The organism is Salinivibrio siamensis, assembly GCF_001996005.1.
GTDB lineage: Bacteria > Pseudomonadota > Gammaproteobacteria > Enterobacterales > Vibrionaceae > Salinivibrio > Salinivibrio siamensis.
Genome location: NZ_MUFB01000014.1, coordinates 52,534 through 77,281, shown reverse-complemented (window position 1 = coordinate 77,281; position 24,748 = coordinate 52,534). Strand labels below are relative to the sequence as shown.

Annotated in this window: 21 protein-coding genes; 10 read left to right on the top strand and 11 right to left on the bottom strand. The window is 50.6% G+C overall.

Annotated features, from left to right (window positions below):
* Positions 1 to 511: 511 nt before the first annotated feature.
* The 3 genes from hemG to BZG73_RS09175 all read right to left on the bottom strand — a co-directional run bounded on the left by hemG (position 512) and on the right by BZG73_RS09175 (position 3,242).
* Entirely contained in the window at positions 512 to 1,057 is a 546-nt protein-coding gene (hemG, locus tag BZG73_RS09185; RefSeq protein WP_046074829.1) for a menaquinone-dependent protoporphyrinogen IX dehydrogenase, read from the bottom strand.
* Positions 1,058 to 1,078: 21 nt separating this feature from the next.
* Positions 1,079 to 2,536 (bottom strand): TrkH family potassium uptake protein, encoded by a 1,458-nt coding sequence (locus tag BZG73_RS09180; protein ID WP_046074830.1) that lies wholly within the window; start codon positions 2,534 to 2,536, stop codon positions 1,079 to 1,081.
* Positions 2,537 to 2,603: 67 nt separating this feature from the next.
* Positions 2,604 to 3,242, bottom strand: coding sequence for a YigZ family protein (locus BZG73_RS09175; RefSeq protein ID WP_077668143.1), 639 nt, complete (start codon positions 3,240 to 3,242; stop codon positions 2,604 to 2,606).
* A 216-nt stretch (positions 3,243 to 3,458) separates the two neighbouring features.
* On the opposite strand from BZG73_RS09175, the gene fadB reads away from it, so the two are divergent.
* From fadB to acuI, 3 genes are all read left to right on the top strand, one after another.
* Positions 3,459 to 5,639 carry a fatty acid oxidation complex subunit alpha FadB gene (gene fadB / locus BZG73_RS09170; RefSeq protein ID WP_077668142.1) on the top strand — a complete coding sequence of 727 codons (2,181 nt, stop codon included), beginning with the start codon at positions 3,459 to 3,461 and terminating at the stop codon, positions 5,637 to 5,639.
* Between the two features lie 16 nt (positions 5,640 to 5,655).
* Positions 5,656 to 6,819 carry an acetyl-CoA C-acyltransferase FadA gene (gene fadA / locus BZG73_RS09165; protein ID WP_046074832.1) on the top strand — a complete coding sequence of 388 codons (1,164 nt, stop codon included), beginning with the start codon at positions 5,656 to 5,658 and terminating at the stop codon, positions 6,817 to 6,819.
* Between the two features lie 159 nt (positions 6,820 to 6,978).
* The gene (gene acuI, locus BZG73_RS09160) at positions 6,979 to 7,971 is read left to right on the top strand and encodes an acrylyl-CoA reductase (NADPH) (RefSeq protein ID WP_077668141.1); all 993 of its coding nucleotides are present in this window, start codon (positions 6,979 to 6,981) and stop codon (positions 7,969 to 7,971) included.
* A gap of 130 nt (positions 7,972 to 8,101) precedes the next feature.
* Here the strand turns inward: acuI and BZG73_RS09155 are convergent, their stop codons facing one another.
* On the bottom strand, positions 8,102 to 8,305 hold the full coding sequence (locus BZG73_RS09155) for a hypothetical protein (RefSeq protein ID WP_077607307.1): 204 nt from the start codon (positions 8,303 to 8,305) through the stop codon (positions 8,102 to 8,104).
* 121 nt (positions 8,306 to 8,426) lie between these two features.
* Here BZG73_RS09155 and tusA point away from each other — a divergent pair, with 121 nt between their 5' ends.
* Entirely contained in the window at positions 8,427 to 8,675 is a 249-nt protein-coding gene (gene tusA / locus BZG73_RS09150) for a sulfurtransferase TusA (RefSeq protein ID WP_046074835.1), read from the top strand.
* 33 nt (positions 8,676 to 8,708) lie between these two features.
* Here tusA and BZG73_RS09145 read toward each other — a convergent pair whose 3' ends face one another.
* Positions 8,709 to 9,269 (bottom strand): TMEM165/GDT1 family protein, encoded by a 561-nt coding sequence (locus BZG73_RS09145; protein ID WP_077668139.1) that lies wholly within the window; start codon positions 9,267 to 9,269, stop codon positions 8,709 to 8,711.
* Between the two features lie 376 nt (positions 9,270 to 9,645).
* Here BZG73_RS09145 and glyQ point away from each other — a divergent pair, with 376 nt between their 5' ends.
* The 3 genes from glyQ to BZG73_RS09130 all read left to right on the top strand — a co-directional run bounded on the left by glyQ (position 9,646) and on the right by BZG73_RS09130 (position 14,266).
* The gene (gene glyQ, locus BZG73_RS09140; RefSeq protein ID WP_046074837.1) at positions 9,646 to 10,557 is read left to right on the top strand and encodes a glycine--tRNA ligase subunit alpha; all 912 of its coding nucleotides are present in this window, start codon (positions 9,646 to 9,648) and stop codon (positions 10,555 to 10,557) included.
* A 9-nt stretch (positions 10,558 to 10,566) separates the two neighbouring features.
* Positions 10,567 to 12,636, top strand: a complete 2,070-nt coding sequence (gene glyS / locus BZG73_RS09135; RefSeq protein WP_077668138.1) for a glycine--tRNA ligase subunit beta — start codon at positions 10,567 to 10,569, stop codon at positions 12,634 to 12,636.
* Between the two features lie 376 nt (positions 12,637 to 13,012).
* Positions 13,013 to 14,266 carry a valine--pyruvate transaminase gene (locus BZG73_RS09130; RefSeq protein WP_077668137.1) on the top strand — a complete coding sequence of 418 codons (1,254 nt, stop codon included), beginning with the start codon at positions 13,013 to 13,015 and terminating at the stop codon, positions 14,264 to 14,266.
* 644 nt (positions 14,267 to 14,910) lie between these two features.
* On the opposite strand, the gene BZG73_RS09125 is transcribed toward BZG73_RS09130, so the two are convergent.
* From BZG73_RS09125 to dnaA, 6 genes are all read right to left on the bottom strand, one after another.
* Positions 14,911 to 15,348, bottom strand: a complete 438-nt coding sequence (locus BZG73_RS09125) for an Hsp20 family protein (protein ID WP_046074840.1) — start codon at positions 15,346 to 15,348, stop codon at positions 14,911 to 14,913.
* 198 nt (positions 15,349 to 15,546) lie between these two features.
* Entirely contained in the window at positions 15,547 to 15,924 is a 378-nt protein-coding gene (locus BZG73_RS09120) for a VOC family protein (RefSeq protein ID WP_046074842.1), read from the bottom strand.
* 159 nt (positions 15,925 to 16,083) lie between these two features.
* Positions 16,084 to 18,501, bottom strand: a complete 2,418-nt coding sequence (gyrB, locus tag BZG73_RS09115) for a DNA topoisomerase (ATP-hydrolyzing) subunit B (RefSeq protein WP_077579396.1) — start codon at positions 18,499 to 18,501, stop codon at positions 16,084 to 16,086.
* 18 nt (positions 18,502 to 18,519) lie between these two features.
* Entirely contained in the window at positions 18,520 to 19,599 is a 1,080-nt protein-coding gene (recF, locus tag BZG73_RS09110; RefSeq protein WP_077579395.1) for a DNA replication/repair protein RecF, read from the bottom strand.
* Between the two features lie 3 nt (positions 19,600 to 19,602).
* Complete coding sequence (dnaN, locus tag BZG73_RS09105; protein WP_077579394.1) at positions 19,603 to 20,703, bottom strand: DNA polymerase III subunit beta; 1,101 nt, start codon at positions 20,701 to 20,703, stop codon at positions 19,603 to 19,605.
* Positions 20,704 to 20,705: 2 nt separating this feature from the next.
* On the bottom strand, positions 20,706 to 22,103 hold the full coding sequence (gene dnaA, locus BZG73_RS09100) for a chromosomal replication initiator protein DnaA (protein ID WP_046074846.1): 1,398 nt from the start codon (positions 22,101 to 22,103) through the stop codon (positions 20,706 to 20,708).
* Positions 22,104 to 22,471: 368 nt separating this feature from the next.
* Here dnaA and BZG73_RS09095 point away from each other — a divergent pair, with 368 nt between their 5' ends.
* From BZG73_RS09095 to BZG73_RS09085, 3 genes are read left to right on the top strand one after another with little or no spacing between them, the layout of a single operon-like run.
* Positions 22,472 to 23,224 carry an amino acid ABC transporter substrate-binding protein gene (locus BZG73_RS09095; RefSeq protein ID WP_046074847.1) on the top strand — a complete coding sequence of 251 codons (753 nt, stop codon included), beginning with the start codon at positions 22,472 to 22,474 and terminating at the stop codon, positions 23,222 to 23,224.
* A gap of 58 nt (positions 23,225 to 23,282) precedes the next feature.
* Complete coding sequence (locus BZG73_RS09090) at positions 23,283 to 23,954, top strand: amino acid ABC transporter permease (RefSeq protein ID WP_046074848.1); 672 nt, start codon at positions 23,283 to 23,285, stop codon at positions 23,952 to 23,954.
* On the top strand, positions 23,951 to 24,697 hold the full coding sequence (locus BZG73_RS09085; protein WP_046074849.1) for an amino acid ABC transporter ATP-binding protein: 747 nt from the start codon (positions 23,951 to 23,953) through the stop codon (positions 24,695 to 24,697). Before BZG73_RS09090 ends, BZG73_RS09085 begins: the two co-directional genes overlap by 4 nt.
* The last annotated feature ends 51 nt before the right edge of the window (positions 24,698 to 24,748 follow it).

Here is a 24,748-nt window from a genome sequence, read left to right as displayed (position 1 = left end):
ATACTGTTTTGTTCGTCTCTTACGAGACAAACGAATTGACTGTGCCGAACAACTATTAAAGTTGTCGTTTGGTCACTCAGTTCATCGAATAAATCTTTTTGTCTATTCTCAACGAGTGCCCACACAGATTGCATAGGTCAAATTGTTAAAGAGCGTTGACATTGCGAAGCTGCGCTTCGCTTCGCTTGGTCAGGGCTGCGTATCTTACGCGCCTTGCCGTTAAAGTCAAGAAGAAATTTTATCTTTTATTTTCAACCCGCCGGGTGAAATAAAACCTCTTTTTGACTTCCCTAACGCTTGGCGTTAAGTAGGTCGGCCATCTTAATCTTTTAAAAAATCACGTCAAGCGTTTATTTTTATTTGATTTTTTTCTCGACATGCTCGCTGAACGCTTGCCCTGCGTGCCGTGTCAATGGAGGCGCATTATAGAGAAACCACTCACCTTCGCAAGACTAAAAAGCGACTTTTTTTAGAAAAAGTCGCCGTTCGGTCAAACAATCAGCGTTATGGCCTAAAAGCGGGCAAATTGCTCGCTAAATTCCGCCACTTTTCGCCAATCCGTGTATTCAACCTCTTTGGTCGTATCGGTCTCCCCACCCGTGATATGCATGATGAAGCGAATCATCACTCGATCAAACCATTTATAACGTGGGTAGTAGAGTGCGCCGGCAAAGACACCATGCAGTTCGGGGGTCCAGGGTGACTTTTCGATAAACTTACGGCTATAAGCGCTGGTTTCTGGCGTATCTTTCCCCGGTTTACGCGCGGTGAGATTGACACTAAAGAATGCTGCTTTCACGGTTTTAAGCTGATCTGCATGCGCATCAATGAATTGATATAGCTTTTTATTAAAGTGGCCATAGCGAATAGACGCACCAATCAGTATCCGATCGTATTGGCTGAGATCGATGTCTGGCCGCTGATGAATATCTTTCACCTCACACTGCGCCGAAGCCCCCAGCTGTTGCTCGATAAAATGCAGGATTTTCTTGGTCTGCCCTTCTCGGCTGGAATGTAGCAGTAAGACTTTTTGCGTTGCGTTGCTTTGCTCGCTCATGTCCTCTCCTTCCCCATACGGCTAGCTCCGCCAGAATGTGGGAGTAAATAAAACCAATAATGTGAATATTTCTAAACGACCGAATAGCATGGCAAGGATCAATACCCACTTCGCCGTGTCATTAATATCGCCAAAGTGAGCAGCCACTTCGCCTAGCCCTGGGCCTAGGTTATTGAGGGTCGCTGCAACGGCTGAAAACGCCGTTAGCTCTTCAATGCCAGTGGCTATCAAGGCCAACATACAAATGACAAATACCAGCGCGTAGGCGGAGAAGAACCCCCATACGGCATCAACCACTTGCTGCCGTAGCGCCTTATTACCCACTTTGATGGTGTATACCGCGCGAGGGTGCACCAAGCGTTTCAATTCTCGCGTTCCTTGGAGTGACAACAGCAAGATACGAATGACCTTCATCCCGCCACCGGTCGAGCCTGCACACCCACCAATAAATGACGAGAACAAGAGTAAAACGGGGAGGAACAACGGCCAATGGGCAAAGGTTGTGGTGGTATACCCCGCGGTGGTTGATATTGATACCGACTGAAATAGCGCCTGGGTGAAGGTTTCCGTGGCGCTCTCATAAACCTGATGCCCGCTCAGCATGGTAAACACCACCAGCCATAGTAGGAACTGAATCACCAAAAACGCGCGAAATTCTGGATCACGCAAGTAAAACTTTAGATTGAGCCCATTATTGGCAAAGGCGGCGAAATGGAGAGAAAAGTTACACGCAGAGATCAACAGAAACACCACAGTGATGAGATTAACCGCTGTGCTATCAAAGTGACCAATGCTGGCATCATGGGTTGAGAACCCGCCGATGGCAACGGTCGAAAAGCTGTGCCCAATGGCATCAAAGGCAGACATGCCCGCCAGCCAGTAGGCCAAGGCACAACTTACGGTTAAAGTCAGATAAATGTACCAGAGCACCTTGGCAGTCTCAGCGATCCGAGGTGTCATTTTGGTGTCTTTCACGGGGCCAGGGATCTCGGCGCGATAAAGCTGCATCCCCCCGATGCCGAGTACTGGTAGGATGGCCACCGCCAGCACAATGATCCCCATACCACCGAACCACTGTAGCAACTGGCGATAGAACAAAATCGCTTTAGGTAACTCATCTAGCCCCACAATGACGGTTGCGCCCGTCGTGGTTAAACCAGAAAAGGACTCAAAAAACGCCTCGCTCACGGAAAGATCGGGCTGTTCAGACAGCATCAACGGAACTGCCCCTGCACTGCCGATCACCGTCCAGAATAATACAACAATCAAAAAGCCATCACGTGCTTTGAGTTCATGCCGATAATTTCGATTGGGGAACCAAAGTAACCCGCCACCTGCGAGTAGCAGAAAAAACGTCAAAACAAAAGGATAGCCCGCGCCATCACGATAGATAAACGCAACCAATGCAGGCGCTAACATGGTGATGCTGAACAGGGCCAGCAGGAGTCCGACAATGCGGGTAATGGAACGAAATTGCATAGCCTGACGTGGCCCTCTTATCGGCGGTAGCGACTTTCTACCGTCTCGTCGTTACACGTAAAGCAGGCTAAGTGCCTGACGTTGTCTTATGTTCTAACGGGTGCGCGCTTGCTTGTCCGCGGGTTTGATTTTTAAGTGCCTCAAGAAACACATCGATATAGCGCGCATCGATACGCACACTCAATCGCACATTATGGCTGAATTCTGCATCGAGCTGAACGCCATCGTACTGCTTGAGCAGCGATTCTATCGTATCAATGTGAGCATATTCACAGCTTATCGTGTAAGGGACTGTCACTGCCACTTCTCGCGTGGTCAAAAGGCCCAGGGCTTGCTGCACACTACTGCCATACGCTTTGACCAAGCCCCCAGTACCCAGTTTAATCCCGCCAAAGTAGCGTACTACCACGGCACAAATCTCACCGACGTTCGCACCTGATAACTGCGCAAGCATCGGCTTGCCTGCCGTTCCCGCTGGCTCACCATCATCGCCACACCCCCATTGCTCGGAAGATTCAGGCCGGCCTGCGACAAATGCCCAGCAGTGATGCCGTGCATCTGGATACGCTTCTCGCAACGATTGAATAAATTGCTTTGCCTCTTGTTCTCCGGGCGTATGAGCAAGATACGTAATAAACCGGCTTTTTTTGATTTCAAGCTCGTGCCTCACGGTGTCAGCAGGCACTGCGTATGGGGTGATAGGCATCATGGTACAACCTTTGTGTCTCAGCGATGCACTGTATCATATTCCCTCAAGCACGACAGGGACTCGACCACAGTAAAAACAACCCACACCACATATTTTAAACATTCGTTTAACTTTTGGTTGTCATTTCTTATAACAATGATCCACACTAGGTCGCATCTGGTCTAACCAGAACACTATTCAACCAGGATGGTACTGCCAACGTGGAGAACAACCATGATCTACCAAGGAGATAACCTATCAGTTCGTGCTTTGGATAACGGCATTGCAGAACTGACCCTAGACAGCCAAGGTTCTGTCAACAAATTGGATCTGGCAACGCTAGAAAGCTTAGACCAAGCCCTCGATGCCTTGTCGGGTCGCGATGATATTAAAGGACTGCTGCTGACCTCTGCTAAATCAACCTTTATTGTCGGCGCAGACATTACCGAATTTCTCGGATTGTTTGCCAAACCCGACCAAGAGCTCTCTGATTGGGTATCTCGCGCCAATGCCATTTTCAATCGTTTAGAAGATTTACCCTATCCCACCCTTAGTGCCGTCAATGGCCATGCACTCGGCGGTGGCTGTGAGTGCATACTCGCGACCGATTTACGTGTCACTGGTCAGGACGCGCGTATCGGTCTTCCTGAAACCAAGCTCGGTATTATGCCCGGCTTCGGTGGTACGGTGCGCTTGCCTCGACTTATCGGCGCCGATACCGCGATGGAAATCATCACTGCTGGGAAAGAAAAACGCGCGTCCGCGGCATTAAAAGAAGGCGTAGTGGATGCCGTTGTCGATAACGCGCACCTGCGTGACGCGGCGATTCGAATGCTAGGCCAAGCGATCGACGAAAAAATTGACTGGCAAAACCGTCGCCAACAGAAAAAACAACCACTGAAGCTTAACCGCACCGAGGCAGCGATGAGCTTTACCATGGCCAAAGGCATGGTGGCACAAGTTGCAGGGAAACATTATCCGGCTCCAATGACGGCAGTGACGGCCATTGAAGAAGCCGCAGGGATGACACGCGATGAGGCACTTGAGGTCGAAAACCGCTATTTCGTCAAGCTAGCCAAAACCGATGTCGCACAAGCCTTGGTGGGCATTTTCCTCAATGACCAGGTCATCAAAGGCAACGCGAAAAAAGCCGCCAAACAAGGTAAAGACACACAACGTGGTGCGGTATTAGGCGCAGGCATCATGGGCGGCGGCATTGCCTATCAATCGGCACTGAAAGGCGTGCCGGTGATGATGAAAGACATCGCCCAAGCCTCACTCGACCTCGGTATGAAAGAAGCAACCAAGCTGCTGAATAAGCAGCTAGAGCGTGGTCGTGTCGATGGTTTTAAAATGGGCCAAGTATTGTCGTCAATCACCCCAAGTCTTCACTATGCGGGCATTGAGCAAAGTGACGTGATCGTCGAGGCCGTGGTCGAGAACCCGAAAGTGAAAACCAGCGTCCTCAAAGAAGTCGAAGCGCTAGTCAGTGACGACACGGTCATTGCGTCCAACACCTCTACCATTCCTATCAATACACTGGCGAAGTCATTAGCCCGTCCAGAAAACTTCTGTGGCATGCACTTCTTTAACCCGGTTCATCGCATGCCATTAGTGGAAGTGATTCGTGGCGAGAAAACCTCTGATGAAACCATCGCACGCGTGGTGGCTTACGCCGCCAAGATGGGTAAGTCGCCCGTGGTCGTCAACGACTGCCCCGGCTTTTTCGTCAACCGTGTATTGTTCCCCTACTTCCATGCCTTTAGCTTGCTACTGCGTGACGGGGTGGACTTCCAGCGCATTGATAAAATCATGGAAAAACAATTTGGCTGGCCGATGGGTCCGGCGTATCTGCTTGACGTGGTCGGTATTGATACCGCACATCATGCGCAGGCAGTGATGGCAGAAGGCTTCCCAGACCGCATGAGTAAGTCTGGCCGCGATGCCATTGATGTGATGTTTGAGGCCGAGCGCTTTGGTCAGAAGAATGGCAAAGGCTTCTACCGCTACACCACAGACAAAAAAGGCAAGCCGGAAAAAGAAGCCGATGAAGCCGTCCCTGCTTTGCTCGCACCCGTAATTGAAGGGGGTCAAGCAGAGATCAGTGACGAGGATATTATCGCTCGCATGATGGTGCCGATGATCAACGAAGTCGCCCGCTGTTTGGAAGAAAACATCATTGCCTCTCCGGCAGAAGCAGACATTGCTTTGGTTTACGGTATCGGCTTCCCGCCATTCCGAGGCGGTGCCTTCCGTTATGTCGATACTTTGGGTGTTGATAACTACGTCGCCATGGCTGACAAATTCTCTGAGCTCGGCGCTTTGTATCATGTTCCTACGGATATGAAACGTCGTGCCAGCGATAAACAGGCTTACTTTGATGTCACACCGGTCAACGCACCGCAATCAGCCTAAGTTTAAGGAGAGAACAATGAACAATGTAGTGATCGTTGACTGTATCCGTACCCCCATGGGCCGTTCGAAAGGCGGTGTGTTTCGCCACGTTCGTGCTGAAGATCTATCCGCGCACCTGATGAAGTCTCTATTGGTACGTAACCCTGGGGTAGACAGCACCAGTATTGAAGACATCTACTGGGGCTGTGTACAACAAACGCTCGAGCAAGGTTTCAACATTGCCCGTAATGCGGCGCTCCTTGCTGGCATTCCACATAGCGTGGGTGCCACCACGGTCAACCGCCTGTGTGGCTCGTCGATGCAGGCACTGCACGATGCGGCTCGCGCAATCATGGTCGGTGATGGCGACACCTTCTTGATTGGTGGTGTCGAACACATGGGCCACGTGCCGATGAACCATGGTGTCGACTTCCACCCTGGCTTATCTAAGTCAGTCGCTAAAGCCGCTGGCATGATGGGACTTACCGCAGAAATGCTCGGTCGCATGCATGGCATCAGTCGTGAAATGCAAGACCAGTTTGCCGCTCGTTCTCATGCCCGTGCGCATGCCGCCACCGTGGAAGGCCGTTTTAGAGATGAGATTGCGCCTATTGAAGGCCATGATGCCGATGGCTTACTCACCTTGGTGGAAGACGATGAAGTGATTCGTCCAGAAACCACTGTAGAGAGCCTCGCTGGTTTACGCCCCGCCTTTGACCCTGCCAATGGCACAGTAACCGCTGGCTCGTCGTCGGCACTATCGGATGGTGCCTCTGCAATGTTGGTGATGAGTGAAGAAAAGGCCAAAGCCTTGGGGCTGCCTATCCGTGCACGTATCCGTGCCATGGGCGTCGCCGGCTGTGACCCATCCATTATGGGATATGGTCCGGTCCCAGCGACCAAAAAGGCGCTCAAACGTGCGGGCCTAAGCATCGATGACATTGACTTGGTCGAACTGAATGAGGCATTTGCCGCCCAGTCTCTGCCTTGTGTCAAAGATCTTGGCCTGATGGATAAAGTGGATGACAAAGTTAACCTCAACGGTGGTGCAATTGCACTGGGTCACCCGCTAGGCTGTTCCGGCGCACGCATCTCGACCACCTTGCTACATCAAATGGAACGCCAAGATGCTACCTTAGGCTTAGCGACCATGTGCATTGGTCTCGGTCAGGGGATTGCGACAGTGTTCGAACGCGTTTAACCACAATGCGCACTTTCATCAATAAAGAGCGGCTACGTCCGCTCTTTTTTTGGCTTGCGTCATCCCGCACGCAATCGCATAGTGATTGATGTAACGCATGTGGTAGTAACATCATCTGGCCTAGTATGGCCACTCACTGACTTCAACCGGGAGAATGCCATGTTTAACGCGCTTGTCCTTGAACAACACGAAAAGCAAACCCTCGCCAAAATCACCTCACTCGATGATGACCTTCTTCCAGAAGGCAATGTCACCGTCAATGTTGATTTCAGCTCCCTCAATTATAAAGACGGCTTAGCCATTACCGGCAAAGGTAAGATTGTTCGCCAATTCCCCATGGTGCCAGGGATCGACTTTGCCGGCACAGTTGCCGATAGCCAACATCCCGACTATCAACCCGGAGATAAAGTGGTGCTCACTGGTTGGGGCGTCGGTGAAGCACACTGGGGAGGCATGGCAGAGAAAGCGCGTGTTAATGGCGACTGGCTCGTTCCCCTTCCTGAGGGGCTCACTGCGCAACAAGCAATGATGGTAGGCACCGCGGGGTTTACCGCGATGTTATGTGTGCAAGCCTTAATCGATGGTGGCGTCAAACCTGAAGATGGCCCAGTGTTAGTCACCGGTGCCAGTGGCGGCGTTGGCTCTGTCGCGGTCACCTTATTGCATGCGTTGGGCTATCGCGTCAATGCCGTCACAGGCCGACTTGAAGCCAACCAAGCGTGGCTTAAGCAACTAGGCGCTGACGAAGTGCTACCGCGCGAGTCCTTTAGCGCACCAGGTCGCCCGCTGGACAAGCAACAGTGGGCAGGCGCAATTGATACCGTGGGCAGTCAAATGCTCGCCAATGTCCTTTCACAAATCCAGTACGGTGGCACAGTTGCCGCATGCGGCCTTGCCGGCGGTTTCGATTTACCCGCCACTGTGATGCCGTTTATTTTGCGCAATGTGCGATTGCAAGGTGTCGATTCAGTCTCTTGCCCGAAAGCGCAACGTCAAGCTGCGTGGCAGTCACTGACCAAGCTATTGCCCGCCAGTTACTTTGAACAGGCGTGCCACACCATCGCACTGGCGCAAACCCCAGAGTATGCGGATAAAATTATTCAGGGCGAGGTGAAAGGCCGCGTCGTTATCGAGATCGCTCACCAAGACTAATCCGCGCAAAAAGGCCAATCTTTATTACGGGTTGGCCTTTATTGGCGACGTGCAGACAAAAAAAATCCCGCTCGAAGAGCGGGGAAGCCCAAGAAAACTGGGAGTGAGTGTAGCTGTTGAGTGAGTTAGCCTAGTCAGGCTGCGAGCGTGGCGTTGAGGTCGATAAGGCTTCTACCAATAACCCCAAGGCTGCGGCGCAGATTGCTAGTGTTGCCAAGAGAGTGTGCTCATGACTGTGCGTTAATCCCCAAAAAGCGAGTCCGCTAAGCCCTGTGTAAGCAGCGATACGGTGTCCATAAGCCAAGCTCAATGTGCTCGTTTGTGCTTTTCTCATGATCCCGCCTTTCGTTAACGACTTGTTAAATAATTTACACAACTCATTTACAAGCGCAACCTTGTTTGAATAATTTGTCGCCATAAGTATGATCAGGTCGACACTTTTTGAGGTAAAAATAATGACACTCGCTTTTGACCACGCCGATCTTCAACTTGATGCCTTAGGCCTGCGCTGCCCGGAGCCTGTAATGATGGTACGTAAACGTATCCGTCATATGGACGAGGGACAAACCTTGCTGATTACCGCCGATGATCCCTCAACCACGCGTGATATTCCCAGCTTTTGTCGTTTTATGGATCACACCCTTATCGCAGCCCAAACAGAGAGCGTGCCGTTTCAGTTTTTGATCAAAAAAGGGCTGGCATAACGCCAACCCTTACTCATTCATCATTGTCCTGCGTTAGCTCAGTAGATACCAAGTATCGAGCACAGCCAATGCGGCAAACATCGCCGCCGCGAGCGCCCGCACGACAGCAAGCGGGACATGGCGCTGAATTTTATCACCCGCCAGCACCACAGGGACATTGGCTAGCAACATACCAATGGTTGATCCAATCACTACCACCCACAACGCTTCATTAAACTGTGCGCCCAATGCGGTCGTGGCAAGCTGGGTTTTATCGCCAATTTCTGCGACAAAGAWCGCACTGAAGCTCGCCCAAAACGCGCTTTTGCCCTGAATACCTTCATCCTCAAGCTTATCCGGGATCAGCATCCATACCGCCATCACGCCAAAACTGATGATCAAAATAATATGCAATACGGTATCGGTCAGAATATCGGCCGCAACCACGCCGAGCCAAGCGGCAATGGCGTGATTGACTAACGTCGCCAATAAAATGGCACTGATAATCACCGCAGGTTTACGAAAACGTGTCGCTAACGCCAGCGATAATAATTGGGTTTTATCCCCGATTTCCGCCAAGGTGACGGTAGAGATAGAAATGGCAAGAACGCTCATGACATTGCTCATCTGGGGCAGGGCTTATTATGATTCAACCACGACAACACACACGCCCCACCCCGGTTCGTGCGATTGTCGTTGGTCTCGTCAAGCCCAGAGCACCTAATGGCAGGCTTGCAATCACCATGAAGATTTTGCTTCAACTATGTTGATGATTGCCCCACTGACTGTGCAGTGGTCGACTACTCCCCAAGACGGCGCTAGTGTACGATTTGAACAATCGCTTGGCAACTTCTATTCCTCTTGCCCCTGCACGGAGAAAATAAGCGCCTCAAAGGCGCACAAAAATCCGCCAGCCCCCTACTGCTTGAGCGCGCTGCGAGTTATAATTGCCAGCTATTTTCTCCATTCATCAACTCGCGCGAACCTGACAATGCATAAATTCGATATCAAAACCTTTCAGGGTATGATCCTCGCGCTGCAGGATTATTGGGCCCAGCAAGGCTGTACCATTGTTCAGCCGCTAGACATGGAAGTGGGTGCAGGTACCTCCCACCCGATGACATGCTTGCGTGCACTTGGTCCAGAGCCCATTGCAGCGGCTTACGTTCAACCTTCTCGTCGTCCTACCGATGGGCGTTATGGCGAGAACCCGAACCGTCTGCAGCACTACTACCAGTTTCAAACCATCCTGAAGCCGTCACCCGATAACATTCAAGAGCTGTATTTAGGCTCGCTGCGAGTGCTGGGAATTGACCCAGAAGTCCACGACATTCGCTTTGTGGAAGATAACTGGGAAAACCCAACGCTTGGCGCTTGGGGCCTCGGCTGGGAAGTCTGGCTGAACGGGATGGAGATCACCCAGTTTACCTACTTCCAGCAAGTCGGCGGATTGGAATGTAAACCGGTCACCGGTGAGATTACCTACGGTATCGAACGTCTGGCGATGTACATTCAAGAAGTCGATTCTGTGTATGATCTGGTTTGGACCGATGGTCCATTTGGCAAAGTCACCTACGGCGATATTTTCCACCAAAACGAAGTGGAGCAATCGACCTATAACTTTGAACACGCTGATGTTGATTTTCTGTTCCGCTACTTTGATCAGTGCGAAGCCGAAAGTACCAAGCTTCTGGATCTCGAGCAGCCGCTCCCTTTGCCTGCTTACGAACAGATCCTAAAAGCCGGTCATGCGTTCAACCTGCTGGATGCGCGTAAAGCCATCTCAGTGACTGAACGTCAACGCTATATTCTGCGCATTCGCACACTGACTAAACGTGTCGCCGAAGCCTACTACGCATCTCGCGAAGCGCTGGGCTTCCCGATGTGCCGACACACCAAATAAGGGAGCATCATGGCAACGCAAAATTTCCTGATTGAGCTCGGCACTGAAGAGCTACCACCCACAGCCTTACGCACCTTGGCTGAAGCTTTTGCCAGCCAATTCGACGCACAATTGAAAGACGCTGATCTGAGCCACCAAGGCATTACTTGGTACGCCTCCCCACGCCGCTTAGCACTTAAAGTGGCAGCGTTGAGCGATCGCCAGCCAGATAAAGTGGTTGAGAAGCGCGGTCCTGCCGTCAGTGCCGCCTTTGACGCAAATGGCAACCCCACCAAAGCGGCCATGGGTTGGGCGCGCGGTAACGGGATTGACGTGAGCGAGGCCGAGCGCCTAAAAACCGACAAAGGTGAATGGTTGCTGTATCGTCAACACGTACCCGGTCAAGCCATTGACGCCTTACTGCCGGTACTGGCCGATAACGCCCTGAGCAAACTGCCTATTCCTAAACCCATGCGCTGGGGTGACAAAGACACCCAGTTTATCCGCCCAGTGAAAACCTTGGTGATGCTGTATGGGGACACCTTGATTGAAGGCACTATCCTAGGTGTGGCGTCTGATCGCGTGATTCGTGGCCACCGCTTTATGGGTGAATCGAGCTTAACGCTGGATCATGCTGACCAATACCCAGAGCGCCTTGAGCGTGAAGGTAAAGTCATGGCCGATTATGAAAAGCGTAAGGCGTTGATTATTAAAGATGCCAAAGCAGCGGCTGACGCGGTTGGCGGGATGGCTGAGCTTGATGAAGACTTGGTTGAAGAAGTCACCTCACTGGTAGAATGGCCAGTGGCACTGACAGCCTCTTTCGAAGACAAGTTCCTTAAGGTGCCATCAGAAGCGCTGGTGTACACCATGAAAAGCGACCAAAAGTACTTCCCGGTTTATGACGCTAACGGCGAGCTACTGCCCAAGTTCATCTTCGTGTCGAACATTGAATCGAAAGATCCGGCGCAGGTTATCTCAGGGAATGAAAAAGTCGTGCGTCCTCGCCTCGCGGATGCGGAGTTCTTCTTTGATACTGACCGCAAGCGCCCATTGATTGATCGCCTGCCAGAGCTTGATAGCGCGGTATTCCAAAAGCAATTAGGTACCATCAAAGATAAAACCGATCGCATTACTGCACTCGCAGGACAGATTGCAGAGCGTATCGGCGCCGACAAGTCACACACTGAGCGCGCGGGCCAACTGGCTAAGTGCGATCTCATGACCTCGATGGTGTTTGAGTTCACCGAAACCCAAGGCGTGATGGGCATGCACTATGCGCGTCATGATGGCGAGCCTGAAGCCGTAGCGCTGGCACTGAATGAGCAATACTGGCCGCGCTTCGCCGGTGATAAGCTACCTACCACACCGGTCTCCTCAGCACTCGCGATGGCTGACAAAATGGATACCATCGTGGGCATCTTTGGTATTGGTCAAGCACCGAAAGGGAGCGACCCCTTCGCCCTGCGTCGGGCCGCGTTAGGCGTTCTACGTATTATCGTCGAGAACGGCTATCAGCTTGATCTTGTCGACCTCATCCGTGATGCCAAAGCTCAGTACGATGACCGTCTGACTCACAAAGAGGTAGAGGCGGATGTCCTCGACTTTATGCTAGGTCGTTTCCGCGCTTGGTACCAAGATATGGGCTATAGCGTTGATATCATCCAAGCCGTGTTGGCACGTCGTCCAACCAAGCCTGCCGACTTTGACAGCCGCGTTAAAGCGGTGTCGCACTTCCGCAGTCTTGAAGAAGCCGAAGCACTTGCCGCGGCCAACAAGCGTGTAGGCAATATCTTGGCCAAGTATGACGGCGAGCTCCCTAGCAGCGTCGATACTAGCTTGCTACAAGAAGACGCTGAAAAAGCATTGGCGGACGTGGTCGCAGAGAAAGTCGCTGCGGTTAAACCTTTATTTGCTGACAGCGATTATCAAGGCGCGTTGASCGAGCTGGCGCAATTGCGCACACCGGTTGATACCTTCTTTGATAACGTGATGGTTATGGCAGATGATCCTGCACTGAAAGCCAACCGTTTGGCGATGCTTCACCTTATCCGTGAGCAGTTCCTCAACGTGGCAGATATCTCTGTTCTACAGAAGTAATTATCAGCAACACACGACTCAGCCCCGCTATGACGCGGGGTTTTTTTTGGGTGTTGATACGCGGACGCCCCTCTTCGCTACCAATTCTCATCTACCTTGCTACCAGCTCTCAGCCTCGTTGGCTACCCAATTTAATGACGCTAATCACCCTGTTTGTCGAGCCAAGCCGAGTTGGTTTCACGTGGAACACTTGGATTTCTATCCCTCTAAGCGACTTTCGCCCTAGTGTGTACCGATAACGTAACAACCCCGTCAACCATACCCTTAAATGACGAGAAGATAACAAACTTACCATGCTTTCTTTTACACAATAGATTGTTGTATGTTGATTGCAGCTTAACCACAACATCGATACAGATATTTAAAGGCAGTAATCATGGAAGTCACTCACTTTGGCGAGAAGTTCGCCAATCACTCGGGCATCACACAGTTAATGGACGATCTTAATGACGGCTTACGTAATCCAGATGCCATTATGTTGGGGGGCGGCAACCCCGCGGCGATCCCGGAAATGCTCGACTACTTTAAGACGCTAAGCCAATCAATGCTCGACGACGGTAGTCTCGTTCACGCCATGGCAAACTACGATGGTCCACAAGGAAAATCGGCATTACTGAATGCCCTCGCCGAGCTGCTGAATAAGACTTATGGCTGGCAGCTGTCAAGCAAAAACATCATGCTGACCAATGGCAGCCAAAGTGCATTCTTTTATCTGTTTAACCTATTAGCGGGGCGCTATGCCGATGGCAGCCACAAAAAAATATTGCTACCCCTCGCCCCCGAGTATATCGGCTATGGTGACGCCGGTATCAACGACGATATCTTTGTTAGCTATCAACCTGAGATTGAATTATTGGATAACCGCCAATTTAAATACCATGTCGACTTCAGCCGCCTGAAGATTGATGGGAGCATTGGTGCCATCTGTGCCTCCCGCCCGACTAACCCAACCGGGAATGTGCTAACCGATAACGAAATCCGACAACTGGACCAACTCGCGCGCGACCACAATATTCCTCTGATCATCGATAACGCTTATGGCACGCCCTTCCCGGATATTATTTTTGAAGACGTCGCACCGTTCTGGAATGACAACACCATACTCTGCTCGAGTCTGAGTAAACTAGGATTGCCTGGTGTGCGTTGCGGGATTGTGATTGCCAATGAAACGGTGATCAGTGCGATGTCCAACATCAATGGTATCGTCAGCCTGTCGCCAAACAGTGTGGGGCCAGCAATGGCACTAGCAATGATAGAACGCGGTGATCTCTTACGCTTAAGCAAAGACGTCGTTCGTCCTTTCTACCAGCAAAAGTCACAGCGCACATTAAAGATGGTGCTTGAGACCATTAATGATGAGCGAGTTCGTGTTCATAAGCCAGAAGGAGCTATCTTCCTGTGGCTCTGGTTTAACGAGCTCCCAATCTCTACCCAAGAGTTATATAAACGCTTAAAAGCTCGCGGTGTACTGGTTGTCCCCGGAGAATATTTCTTTATTGGTGTCGATCACGAAGGCTGGGATCATGCTAAACAATGTATTCGCATGAATTATGTCCAAGAAGATGACGCTATGCAACAAGGTATAAAAGTGATTGCTGAAGAAGTCGCGCGCGCCTACGACGAAGGATAAGTTTTGGTTTCACGTGGAACACAGATACATACATGTTCCACGTGAAACCTTTCATTAGACCTCTGGCAACGAGAAAATGCGCCATAACATTTTCCTAATTGGCCTCTATCTAACCTACCTTCCTAACCTACCTTCTTCTGCTGACGGACTACTTTCTCCTTTCGTCAGCTTAAGCCTTAATCACCGGTCGCTTGATCTAACTATCGAACCATTCTGCACCCCATATTTCCAAAAGGGGTAATACGGCGCAGTGTGAACAATCATTTGGCTTGGCTTGGCTTGGCTTGGCTTGGCTTGGCTTGGCTTGGCTTGGCTTGGCTTGGCTTGGCTTGGCTTGGCAAATAGTATTAGATCGTTCTATTAAGACAATCCAAATGTTTCACGTGAAACCTATCGACTCCAATCTGTGCGAATCTTATTCAAGTCCACGAATCTACGGAGAATCTTTTCGGCCAGGCTACAATCGTGGGTTCAACGTTCACCTTCATTCGCAAGGGCTATTCACCAACAGCGGCGAGTGAAAAGAACGTGTCTTTAATGCGAAGAATTGAAGCCAGCTAGTGAATCTGAACACCACGATTCGCTAGCCACAAAAAAGGGCAGCGGTGCTGCCCTCTCCTTTTTCGTATCGTTATGGCCGACACTTACTCAACGTTTTCGAGTAAACGGCTACCGATTTCGATACGACGAGGTTTCTCCTCTTCAGGCACCTCACGCACCAAATCAATATGAAGCATACCGTTTTCCATTTCCGCCCCCGTCACTTTAATATGATCGTCGAGGTGGAACTTGCGTTCGAAGTCACGCTCAGCAATGCCCTGATACAAGAACTTCGTATCTTGATTACGGCTGGCTTTTTTACCCGCAACCGTTAGGCTGTTCTTTTGTTGGGTAATGTCTACTTCGTCTTGGCTAAAGCCTGCTACCGCCATTGTGATTCGGTATTGGTTCTCTTTGCCTTGCTCAATATTGTAAGGAGGAAAACCACCTGCATTTGACGCATTCGTGTTTTCAACCAAATCAAACAAACGGTCAAAGCCAATCGCGGTACGATAGAGTGGAGAGAAATCAAAGTTACGCATAATCTTATCCTTCCTATGAAGCAATAAAATGTTATCTACGGCTTTCCAACCTGGACAAGCCCCCGGCGACCCAATGGCATCACCTCATTACTGTATATAGGGTTGGGTAATTTGATTTCAATAGCGACTTTAAAAATTTTTGCTCTCATGGAGGGCGCACAATTCGAAAGCGTACCTCTTAAGCCCCCTCCCATCATATTAATCAAGCGGCGCAACGCGCACGAGATGCCCATCAGGGTCTTGAATCACGAAGGTTCGACCAAACACATCATCGTAAGGAGCTTGCACAACATTGATGGTTAGGTTGTTCGACCATTGGTCAAAAACGGCATCAACGTCATCATTGGTAGGCACCATAATGCCAATTTCACTCAGTCGTGTCATCGAGGGTGAGGGCTGCTCGCCGCCTGTCCACAACGCGAATAAGGCATCTCCCTGCTCAGAGGCAGAAAACGCCACATACCTGGGACTGGTAAAGACAGGATCACATTGAAACAGTTGCTGATAGAAACCCACAGAACGGTCAATATCAGAAACATAAACCAATTGGAGATTAGCGCGCGTTTTTATAGACATCAGGCTTCCTATCATTTTGTCGTTAAGGGAATGATAAGTGTACTCACGCCAAAAACACTGTATATAAAAACAGTTACATGTTGCGATTTGCCTCCCAAACAGGCATGAAAAAGGCCAGCAATGCTGGCCTTAATTGTTGATAAGCAGTTGATTTATCACTTATACATCGAGGTTTTCTACTTTCAGCGCATTATTTTCGATAAACGCACGACGTGGCTCAACTTGATCACCCATCAAGGTGGTAAACAACTCATCCGCGGCAACCGCATCCTGAATCGTCACCTGCATCATACGACGACCTTCAGGATCCATAGTGGTTTCCCAAAGCTGCTCTGGGTTCATCTCTCCCAAACCTTTATAGCGCTGACGAGACACACCACGGGTTGACTCTTTGATTAACCAGTTGAGAGCTTGCTCAAAGCTCTCTACCGATTGCGTACGTTCACCGCGCTTAACATACGCCCCTTCATCCAGGAGATCATTTAAGGTTTCCGATAGGCTTGCGATTCGACCGTACTCTTTCGAGTTCAGGAAGTCATAGCTCACTAAGTATTTATAATCGACACCATGGGTGCGCACCACCAGCTCTGGCACCCATACCTGATGCTCTTCATCGAGTCGGCATGATGCCTGATACTGGCTTTCACCCGTCGACTTACGATTCAAAATCCCAACAATGTTTTCTACCCATTGCTTAGCCGCCCACTCGTCGCGCAGATCATCGACTGACAAACGCGGTTGATAAAGTAGCTCATTGAGTAGCGCGGCGGGATAGCGACGCTTCATACGCTGAATCAGCTTGAGCACACCATTGTACTCTTTCACCAATTTCTCAAGTGACTCGCCGTGCATCGCTGGCGCATCTGGGTTCACGAACAATGACGCATTCTCCAACGCCAATGCCACCTGATACTGCTCCATCGCCTCGTCATCTTTGATGTATTGCTCTTGCTTGCCCTTTTTCACTTTATAAAGCGGTGGTTGAGCAATATAAATATAGCCTCGCTCAATCAGCTCTGGCATTTGGCGATAGAAGAAGGTCAGCAGCAAGGTACGAATATGCGAGCCGTCGACATCCGCATCGGTCATGATGATGATGCTGTGATAACGTAGCTTGTCCGGATCGTACTCTTCCCGGCCAATCCCGCACCCCATTGCAGTGATCAGTGTCGCCACTTCTTGCGAGGACAACATCTTATCAAAACGGGCTTTCTCGACGTTGAGGATCTTACCTTTGAGCGGCAAAATCGCTTGGTTCTTACGGTTGCGCCCCTGCTTGGCTGAGCCGCCTGCAGAGTCACCCTCCACAATGTAGAGTTCAGATAGCGCCGGATCTTTTTCCTGGCAATCAGCAAGCTTGCCGGGAAGGCCAGCTAGATCCAACGCGCCTTTACGACGCGTCATTTCACGTGCTTTACGTGCCGCATCACGCGCACGGGCAGCGTCAATGATCTTGGTACACACTACTTTCGCATCGGCAGGGTGCTCAATCAGAAAGTCTGATAAGTGGCTGCTCATGGCGGATTCAACCGCCGATTTCACTTCCGATGACACCAGTTTGTCTTTGGTCTGGCTTGAGAACTTGGGATCCGGCACTTTCACCGAGACTACCGCGGTCAAGCCTTCACGGGCATCATCGCCAGACGTCGCGGCTTTGGCTTTTTTGGAATAACCTTCTTTGTCCATGAAGCTATTGAGCGTACGTGTCAATGCGCCACGAAAACCCGCAAGGTGAGTACCACCATCGCGCTGCGGAATATTGTTGGTAAAGCAGTAGATGTTTTCTTGATAGCCATCGTTCCACTGCATCGCCACTTCAACGCTAACCCCGTCTTCCCGAGTATGCTCAAAGTGGAAAACGGATGGGTGGATGGAGGTCTTCTTGTTGTTGAGGTGTTCGACAAACGCGCGGATGCCCCCTTCGTATTTAAAGTGATCCGCTTTGTCTTCTTCGCGCTCGTCAATCAACTTGATGGAGACACCCGAATTAAGGAAAGACAACTCACGCAAGCGCTTGGCAAGCACGTCATAGTTGAAGTTGATATCAGAGAAAGTCTCTTCACTTGGCCAGAAACGAATACGGGTACCGGTTTGGTCGGTCTCACCCATTTCAGCCAGCGGTCCTAGAGGCTCACCGTGCGCAAAATTAAGCTGGTGAACATGGCCATTACGCCAAATAGTCAACTCGAGTTTTTCTGACAAGGCGTTGACCACCGACACCCCCACCCCGTGAAGGCCGCCAGAGACTTTATAAGAGTTGTCATCAAACTTACCGCCGGCGTGGAGGACGGTCATGATCACTTGTGCGGCCGATACACCTTCTTCCTCATGAATATCGACCGGGATACCACGACCATCGTCGCGAACCGATACCGAGCCATCCTCGTGGATGGTCGCCACGATATCATTACAATGTCCGGCCAGTGCTTCATCGATCGAGTTATCGACCACCTCAAACACCATGTGGTGCAGGCCGGTACCATCGTCGGTATCGCCGATATACATTCCCGGACGCTTACGCACGGCATCCAAGCCCTTCAGTACCTTGATACTCGATGAATCGTATTCGTTGGACATTGAGTTACTCTCGCTTATTTATCCTGCGTTAATTTTGCCATGTTCCACATGAAACATCTTACTATTTTCGTCGCAAATTTCCGCGACTTGATCGGCACTAATGGCGCTAACAAAAACCTGAGCCCCAATGCGGGTCAACTCACTGGCCAATAGTGCTCGCCGGCGACTGTCTAATTCGGAGGCAAAGTCATCGATTAAGTAGATACAAGCGATACCTTGCTCCTCGCTATACAACTGGCCTTGTGCAAGCCGAAGTGCACATACCATTAATTTTAACTGTCCGCGCGATAGCACATCATCGACTGGCGTACCTGCCACCTTGATGCGCAAATCGGCTTTATGCGGCCCTGATACCGTGTATCCCATTTGCTGGTCGCGCTCAAAGTTCGCCGCCAACAATGCCTGATAGTCTGCGCCTCGCTCCCATCCTTGGTAAAAACGAAACTGGATGGAAAACTCGGGAAGAAATGCTTGGCATAATGCGGTCGCTCGCGCGGAAACCGCATCAACGTAAGCCTGACGCCATGCGCTGATTTGTTCGGCAAGGCGTGCTAGTTCCGTATCCCATACTTGGATATCGCCATAGTGGCGTGCTGTTTTCAACGCGGCGTTGCGTTGCTTCGTTAGGCGCTTCACTCGTGTCCAAGCTTCAAAAAACCCTGGCTCAGAATGAAACACCCCCCAATCGATAAACGCACGACGAAACTTGGGCCCATCGGTTAATAACTCAAAACCTTCAGGGGTGATCAATTGCAATGGCAGCACTTTGGCCAGGGCCACCAGCTTTTGCCCTTTTTCTTGACCGATTTTAACATCTGCACTGCCGTCTCGGCGCTTTTGAATGCCGACCGGAAGCAAGATCCCATCTTGCGTTTTTACACGACCATGTACTGTAAGATTGGGTTGCTGATGACGAATCACTCGGCTGTTAAGCGCGCTACGAAAGGAGCGCCCATGACCGAGAAAGTGGATGGCTTCCAATACACTGGTTTTACCACTGCCATTGGGGCCAATTAAAAAGTTAAAGCCTGACGACAACTCAATATCGCAGGCTTCAATATTTCGAAAGTCGTGGACGACCAGTCGTGATAGCGCCATAACCTAGAGGCGAATTGGCATCACAACATACATGGCGTCTTCGCGATCGCAGTCCTCAATCAAGGTACTGCCCACCGCGTCTGTCATCGAAAAACGCACCTTGTCACAACGTAAAACATTGAGCACATCGAGCACGTAACTGACATTAAAACCGATTTCGATTGGCTCACCTTGATAGTCGACTTCCAAAAACTCTTCCGCTTCTTCTTGCTCAGGGTTGTTGGCGGAGATACGCAGCTCGCTACCTTCAATATTCATTCGCACGCCGCGAAATTTCTCGTTCGATAACACCGCGGCTAATGACAATGCTTGCTTGAGCTCAGCACAGTCGACCTCAAGCGTTCGGGAAGTGGATTGTGGCAACACACGCCGATAATCAGGAAAGCGTCCATCAACCAATTTAGAGGTAAAGGTAACATTGCCCACCACCGCACGAATATTAGACGCGCCAATTTGGATATTCACCGGGTGCTCGCTATCATCGAGCAAACGCGCCAACTCACTGACGCCTTTACGTGGCACAATCACTTGTTGTGCGGGCAACGCCTCTTCCATGGATAAATGACACACCGCCATCCGGTGGCCGTCCGTCCCAACGGTGCGCAGCGTATGCCCATCGGTTTCGAATAAGAGCCCATTGAGGTAATAGCGTACATCTTGGTTCGCCATCGAAAACTGCGTGGCGTCAATCAGATGACCCAGCTTGCTTTGCGGTACTTGTAAGCTCACTTCGGCATGCCAGTCTTCGATGTTGGGATAATCTGAAGCCGGTAAGGTCGATAATGTAAAGCGGCTTCGTCCCGCTCGCACCACCACGCGGTCACCTTCTTGCGCCACAGTGATACGAGCTTCGCTATGTAAGCCTTTGATGATATCCATAAACTTACGCGAAGGCACAGTGATCGCCCCATCAAGATGCTCACCGTCCAGCGGTGCGGTGGCATTGAGCTCGACCTCCATATCGGTCGCCGTCAGCTTGAGTTGCTGCTCCGCCACTTCAATCAATAGGTTACTTAAAATCGGCAAGGTACTACGCCCGCCTAGTGCCCCAGAAACTTGCTGAAGCGGTTGAAGTAATTGCTCACGCGTAAGAGTAAATTTCATAATTAGGACGACAACGTTCGAATCAGGTTAGAGTAGTCTTCTTTTATATCGTGACTTTCTTCACGCAGCTGCTCAATCTTACGACAAGCATGCAATACGGTGGTATGGTCACGACCGCCAAATGCATCACCAATTTCCGGTAAGCTGTGGTTGGTCAGCTCTTTTGCTAGCGCCATCGCCATCTGGCGGGGTCGCGCCACCGAGCGAGACCGACGCTTAGACAACAAGTCTGCCATCTTGATTTTATAATATTCAGCCACGGTTTTCTGGATATTATCAATGGTGACCAACTTTTCTTGCAAGGCGAGCAAATCCCGCAACGCTTCTCGGACGAAATCGATGGTGATCGCACGGCCTGTAAAGTTGGCATTGGCGATCACGCGGTTAAGCGCCCCTTCAAGTTCACGCACGTTAGAACGTAGTCTTTTCGCGATAAAAAAGGCCACTTCATCAGGCAAACGAATGGCATGGTCTTCCGCTTTTTTCATTAAAATCGCCACCCGGGTTTCCAGCTCTGGCGGCTCAATCGCGACGGTCAGCCCCCAGCCAAACCGCGATTTTAAGCGGTCCTCGACCCCGTTGATCTCTTTGGGATAGCGGTCGGAGGTGAGAATGATTTGCTGGTTACCCTCAAGCAACGCATTAAAGGTATGGAAGAATTCTTCTTGCGAGCGCTCTTTGTTGGCAAAGAATTGGATATCATCAATCAATAGCGCATCGACACTGCGGTAATAACGCTTAAACTCTTCGATAGCATTATTTTGCAGCGCTTTCACCATATCTTGCACAAAGCGCTCTGAGTGCATGTACACCACGCGCGCATCCGCTTTGCGATCAGAAATGGCATTACCCACCGCATGCAACAAGTGCGTTTTACCTAAGCCCGTTCCGCCATAAAGAAAAAGGGGATTATAGGCCGCCCCCGGGTTATCCGACACCTGACGCGCGGCTGCCAAGGCTAACTGGTTCGATTTACCCTCAACAAAGTTATTGAACTTGTGTTTGGGGTTGACGTTGGAGCGATGATTAACATCCGATTGCACCGGTGAGGGAGCAGGCTCCCACACTCGTCCTTGCGGCGGCGCTGGCGCCGCTTGTTGCGGAGCGGGCGCAGCAGCAGGCCCGGCAGGGGCAGCTTGTGGCGTTGCGGCAACCGGTTTGCTCCCCACCTCAAAGCGCAGCATGGGTACGTCGACACCACAAAACTCGTTCAGTAATTGATTAATTTGATGCAGATACTTATCTCGCACCCAATCAAGCACAAAACGGTTTGGGGCAAAGAGGGTCAACGTATTGTCATTGAGCTCGGCTTGAAGTGGCCGTACCCACATACTGAATTCTGTCGCAGGTAAATCATCTTGAAGACGTTCAAGACACTGCAACCAAAGCGATGATGACACGTTTGACTCCACGCAGTTGTACCGAAAAGAGAAAGGCCACAATGGTACTCCTGTCGCGCCCAGATCGCTACCCACAAGATCCCGAAATCAGTGAATAAGATCCGAGTTATTCACATAGATCCCACAGAAATACGTGAGATCGCCACAGCAAACCCATGTTTTACTCACAAGAATAGGATCAGATTGGCCAATGATCCTGTTCTTTCCTTGTGCATAATTTTGATCAATGTGGGGTTTATCCCAGGAATTACACGACAACTTCGGTGAATAAGTTATTACTCATAACAAGAAGGTATTTCTCGCCTGCCACTGCCACCCTCTATATTACGCACCTTATCAATATCGATGTGGTTACTACGGAGCTTTTCATGACTAAATGGTTCATCAACGCCCTGCTCAGCGTGAGCATGATTCTCACTGCCCCCGCCTTTGCTTCTGAAACAGTAAAAGTGGGCATGTCTGGCCGCTACTTTCCGTTTACGTTTGTTAAACAAGACCAGCTACAAGGTTTCGAAGTCGATTTGTGGGATGAGATTGGCGAGCGCAACGACTACGATGTGGAGTATGTCACCGCTAACTTCTCAGGACTGTTTGGTCTGTTACAAACCGGCCGTATCGACACCATTTCAAACCAAATCACCATCACCGATGAGCGCCAAGCGAAATATCTATTCACTGACCCGTATGTGGTGGACGGCGCACAAATCACGGTTCGTAAAGGTAATGATGCCATTAACTCGGTCGCCGATCTGAAGGGTAAAACCGTGGCCGTTAACTTAGGCTCGAACTTTGAACAACTGTTGCGTGAACACCCAGCCGCTGATGATATCAACATCAAAACCTACGAAACCGGGATTGAACACGATGTGGCCTTGGGTCGTGCTGATGCCTTTATTATGGATCGCCTCTCCGCGCTACAATTGATCAAAGAGTCAGGTCTGCCCCTACAATTAGCTGGACAACCTTTTGAAACCATTGCTAATGCATGGCCGTTTGTCGACTCAGAGCGTGGTCAACGCTTACGTGATGAAGTCAATGCTGCGCTAAACGCGATGCGTGAGGACGGCACCTTGGCGGATATCTCAACCAAATGGTTCGGTGGCGATATCACTAAAAAGTAAGTGTTTACTTTCATTTAATAAGCCCGCGCAGGCGGGCTTTTTTGTTTAAAGGTCAATCATGGCGTTCGATTTTGATTACATGGCCTCCTTGTTTCCCCTGCTGCTGCGTTATTTGGGGATCACCATGGAGATGGCTGTACTGGGCCTCATCTTCGCCCTCGCCTTGGCAGTGGCGATAGCCTTGATTCGCGTGTTTCGCATCCCAGGGCTCAATGGTATTGCACAGATCTTTATTAGCTTCTTCCGTGGCACCCCGCTATTGGTGCAACTGTTTCTACTTTATTACGGTCTCCCTCAGGTCATCCCCGCCTTAGTGGGAATGGAAGCCTTTACCGCCGCAGTGATCGGAATCAGTCTGCATTTTTCTGCGTACATGGCCGAGTCAATCCGCGCCGCCATTACCGGGGTGGATCGCAGCCAGATGGAAGCCAGTCTGGCGGTGGGCATGACCACCCGCCAAGCGATGCAACGCATCATCTTGCCGCAAGCGGTGCGTATTGCCCTGCCATCGTTGATGAACTACTTCATTGATATGATTAAAGCCACGTCACTCGCCTTTACGCTCGGGGTCGCGGAAATCATGGCACAGGCGCAAATGGAAGCGTCATCCAGCTTCAAGTTCTTTGAAGCTTACTTAGCGGTGGCACTCATCTATTGGGCCGTGGTTGTGGCATTAACACGCGTTCAGTATTGGGCAGAGGCACACCTTAATAAGGCGTATCAACGATGATAAAGATAGAAAAGCTAAAAAAAATCTATCAAGGCGTTGCGGTGCTCGACGGCATCGACCTCACTATCGACCGAGGCGAAATAGTTTGCATTATTGGTCCTAGCGGCACCGGTAAATCGACCTTATTGCGTTGCATTAATTTTCTCGAGCGTGCCGAGCAAGGGATCATCGAAATCGGGGAACAACGCGTTGATAGCGGCAATATGGCCACCCGTAAGCAGGATATTCTGGCGTTGCGGCGTCAAACTGGCTTTGTTTTCCAAAATTATGCGTTATTTGCTCACCTCAATGCCCGTGACAACATTGCCGAAGGGCTGCGCACCGTTAAGGGATGGGCGAAAGACAAAGCCCGTGAGCGTGCCCAGCAAATTCTCGATGATATTGGGCTTGGCGATAAAGGGGATCATTACCCGGCCTCTTTATCGGGTGGACAACAGCAACGGGTTGGCATCGGCCGGGCGATGGCGCTGGAGGCTGAGCTGCTGCTGTTTGATGAGCCCACATCAGCCCTCGATCCAGAGTGGGTTGGCGAAGTGTTGGCGTTGATGAAAAAGCTCGCCACTCGCCACCAAACCATGCTGGTGGTCACCCATGAAATGCAGTTCGCTCGCGATGTGGCGGATCGGGTGGTATTTATGAACGACGGCCATATTATTGCCCAAGGGACACCGGATTGGTTATTTAACCAATGCGACGATCCCCGTTTGCATAAGTTTTTGAATCAAGTCGGGATCATCCCCTAGTCAACGATCGCTTGGGGATCGATCCTTGCGATCTGTGCCCAAGTGCTTATA

What these genes read in the sequence shown, in the direction of transcription:
- BZG73_RS09125 (WP_046074840.1), bottom strand. Translation starts at nt 15,348, where the DNA reads ATGCGTAACTTTGATTTCTCTCCACTCTATCGTACCGCGATTGGCTTT.
- dnaN (WP_077579394.1), bottom strand. Translation starts at nt 20,703, where the DNA reads ATGAAATTTACTCTTACGCGTGAGCAATTACTTCAACCGCTTCAGCAA.
- tusA (WP_046074835.1), top strand. Translation starts at nt 8,427, where the DNA reads ATGACACTCGCTTTTGACCACGCCGATCTTCAACTTGATGCCTTAGGC.
- BZG73_RS09090 (WP_046074848.1), top strand. Translation starts at nt 23,283, where the DNA reads ATGGCGTTCGATTTTGATTACATGGCCTCCTTGTTTCCCCTGCTGCTG.
- BZG73_RS09120 (WP_046074842.1), bottom strand. Translation starts at nt 15,924, where the DNA reads ATGTCTATAAAAACGCGCGCTAATCTCCAATTGGTTTATGTTTCTGAT.
- BZG73_RS09130 (WP_077668137.1), top strand. Translation starts at nt 13,013, where the DNA reads ATGGAAGTCACTCACTTTGGCGAGAAGTTCGCCAATCACTCGGGCATC.
- BZG73_RS09085 (WP_046074849.1), top strand. Translation starts at nt 23,951, where the DNA reads ATGATAAAGATAGAAAAGCTAAAAAAAATCTATCAAGGCGTTGCGGTG.
- BZG73_RS09180 (WP_046074830.1), bottom strand. Translation starts at nt 2,536, where the DNA reads ATGCAATTTCGTTCCATTACCCGCATTGTCGGACTCCTGCTGGCCCTG.
- BZG73_RS09095 (WP_046074847.1), top strand. Translation starts at nt 22,472, where the DNA reads ATGACTAAATGGTTCATCAACGCCCTGCTCAGCGTGAGCATGATTCTC.
- recF (WP_077579395.1), bottom strand. Translation starts at nt 19,599, where the DNA reads ATGGCGCTATCACGACTGGTCGTCCACGACTTTCGAAATATTGAAGCC.
- acuI (WP_077668141.1), top strand. Translation starts at nt 6,979, where the DNA reads ATGTTTAACGCGCTTGTCCTTGAACAACACGAAAAGCAAACCCTCGCC.
- glyQ (WP_046074837.1), top strand. Translation starts at nt 9,646, where the DNA reads ATGCATAAATTCGATATCAAAACCTTTCAGGGTATGATCCTCGCGCTG.
- gyrB (WP_077579396.1), bottom strand. Translation starts at nt 18,501, where the DNA reads ATGTCCAACGAATACGATTCATCGAGTATCAAGGTACTGAAGGGCTTG.
- hemG (WP_046074829.1), bottom strand. Translation starts at nt 1,057, where the DNA reads ATGAGCGAGCAAAGCAACGCAACGCAAAAAGTCTTACTGCTACATTCC.
- BZG73_RS09155 (WP_077607307.1), bottom strand. Translation starts at nt 8,305, where the DNA reads ATGAGAAAAGCACAAACGAGCACATTGAGCTTGGCTTATGGACACCGT.
- fadB (WP_077668142.1), top strand. Translation starts at nt 3,459, where the DNA reads ATGATCTACCAAGGAGATAACCTATCAGTTCGTGCTTTGGATAACGGC.
- BZG73_RS09175 (WP_077668143.1), bottom strand. Translation starts at nt 3,242, where the DNA reads ATGCCTATCACCCCATACGCAGTGCCTGCTGACACCGTGAGGCACGAG.
- fadA (WP_046074832.1), top strand. Translation starts at nt 5,656, where the DNA reads ATGAACAATGTAGTGATCGTTGACTGTATCCGTACCCCCATGGGCCGT.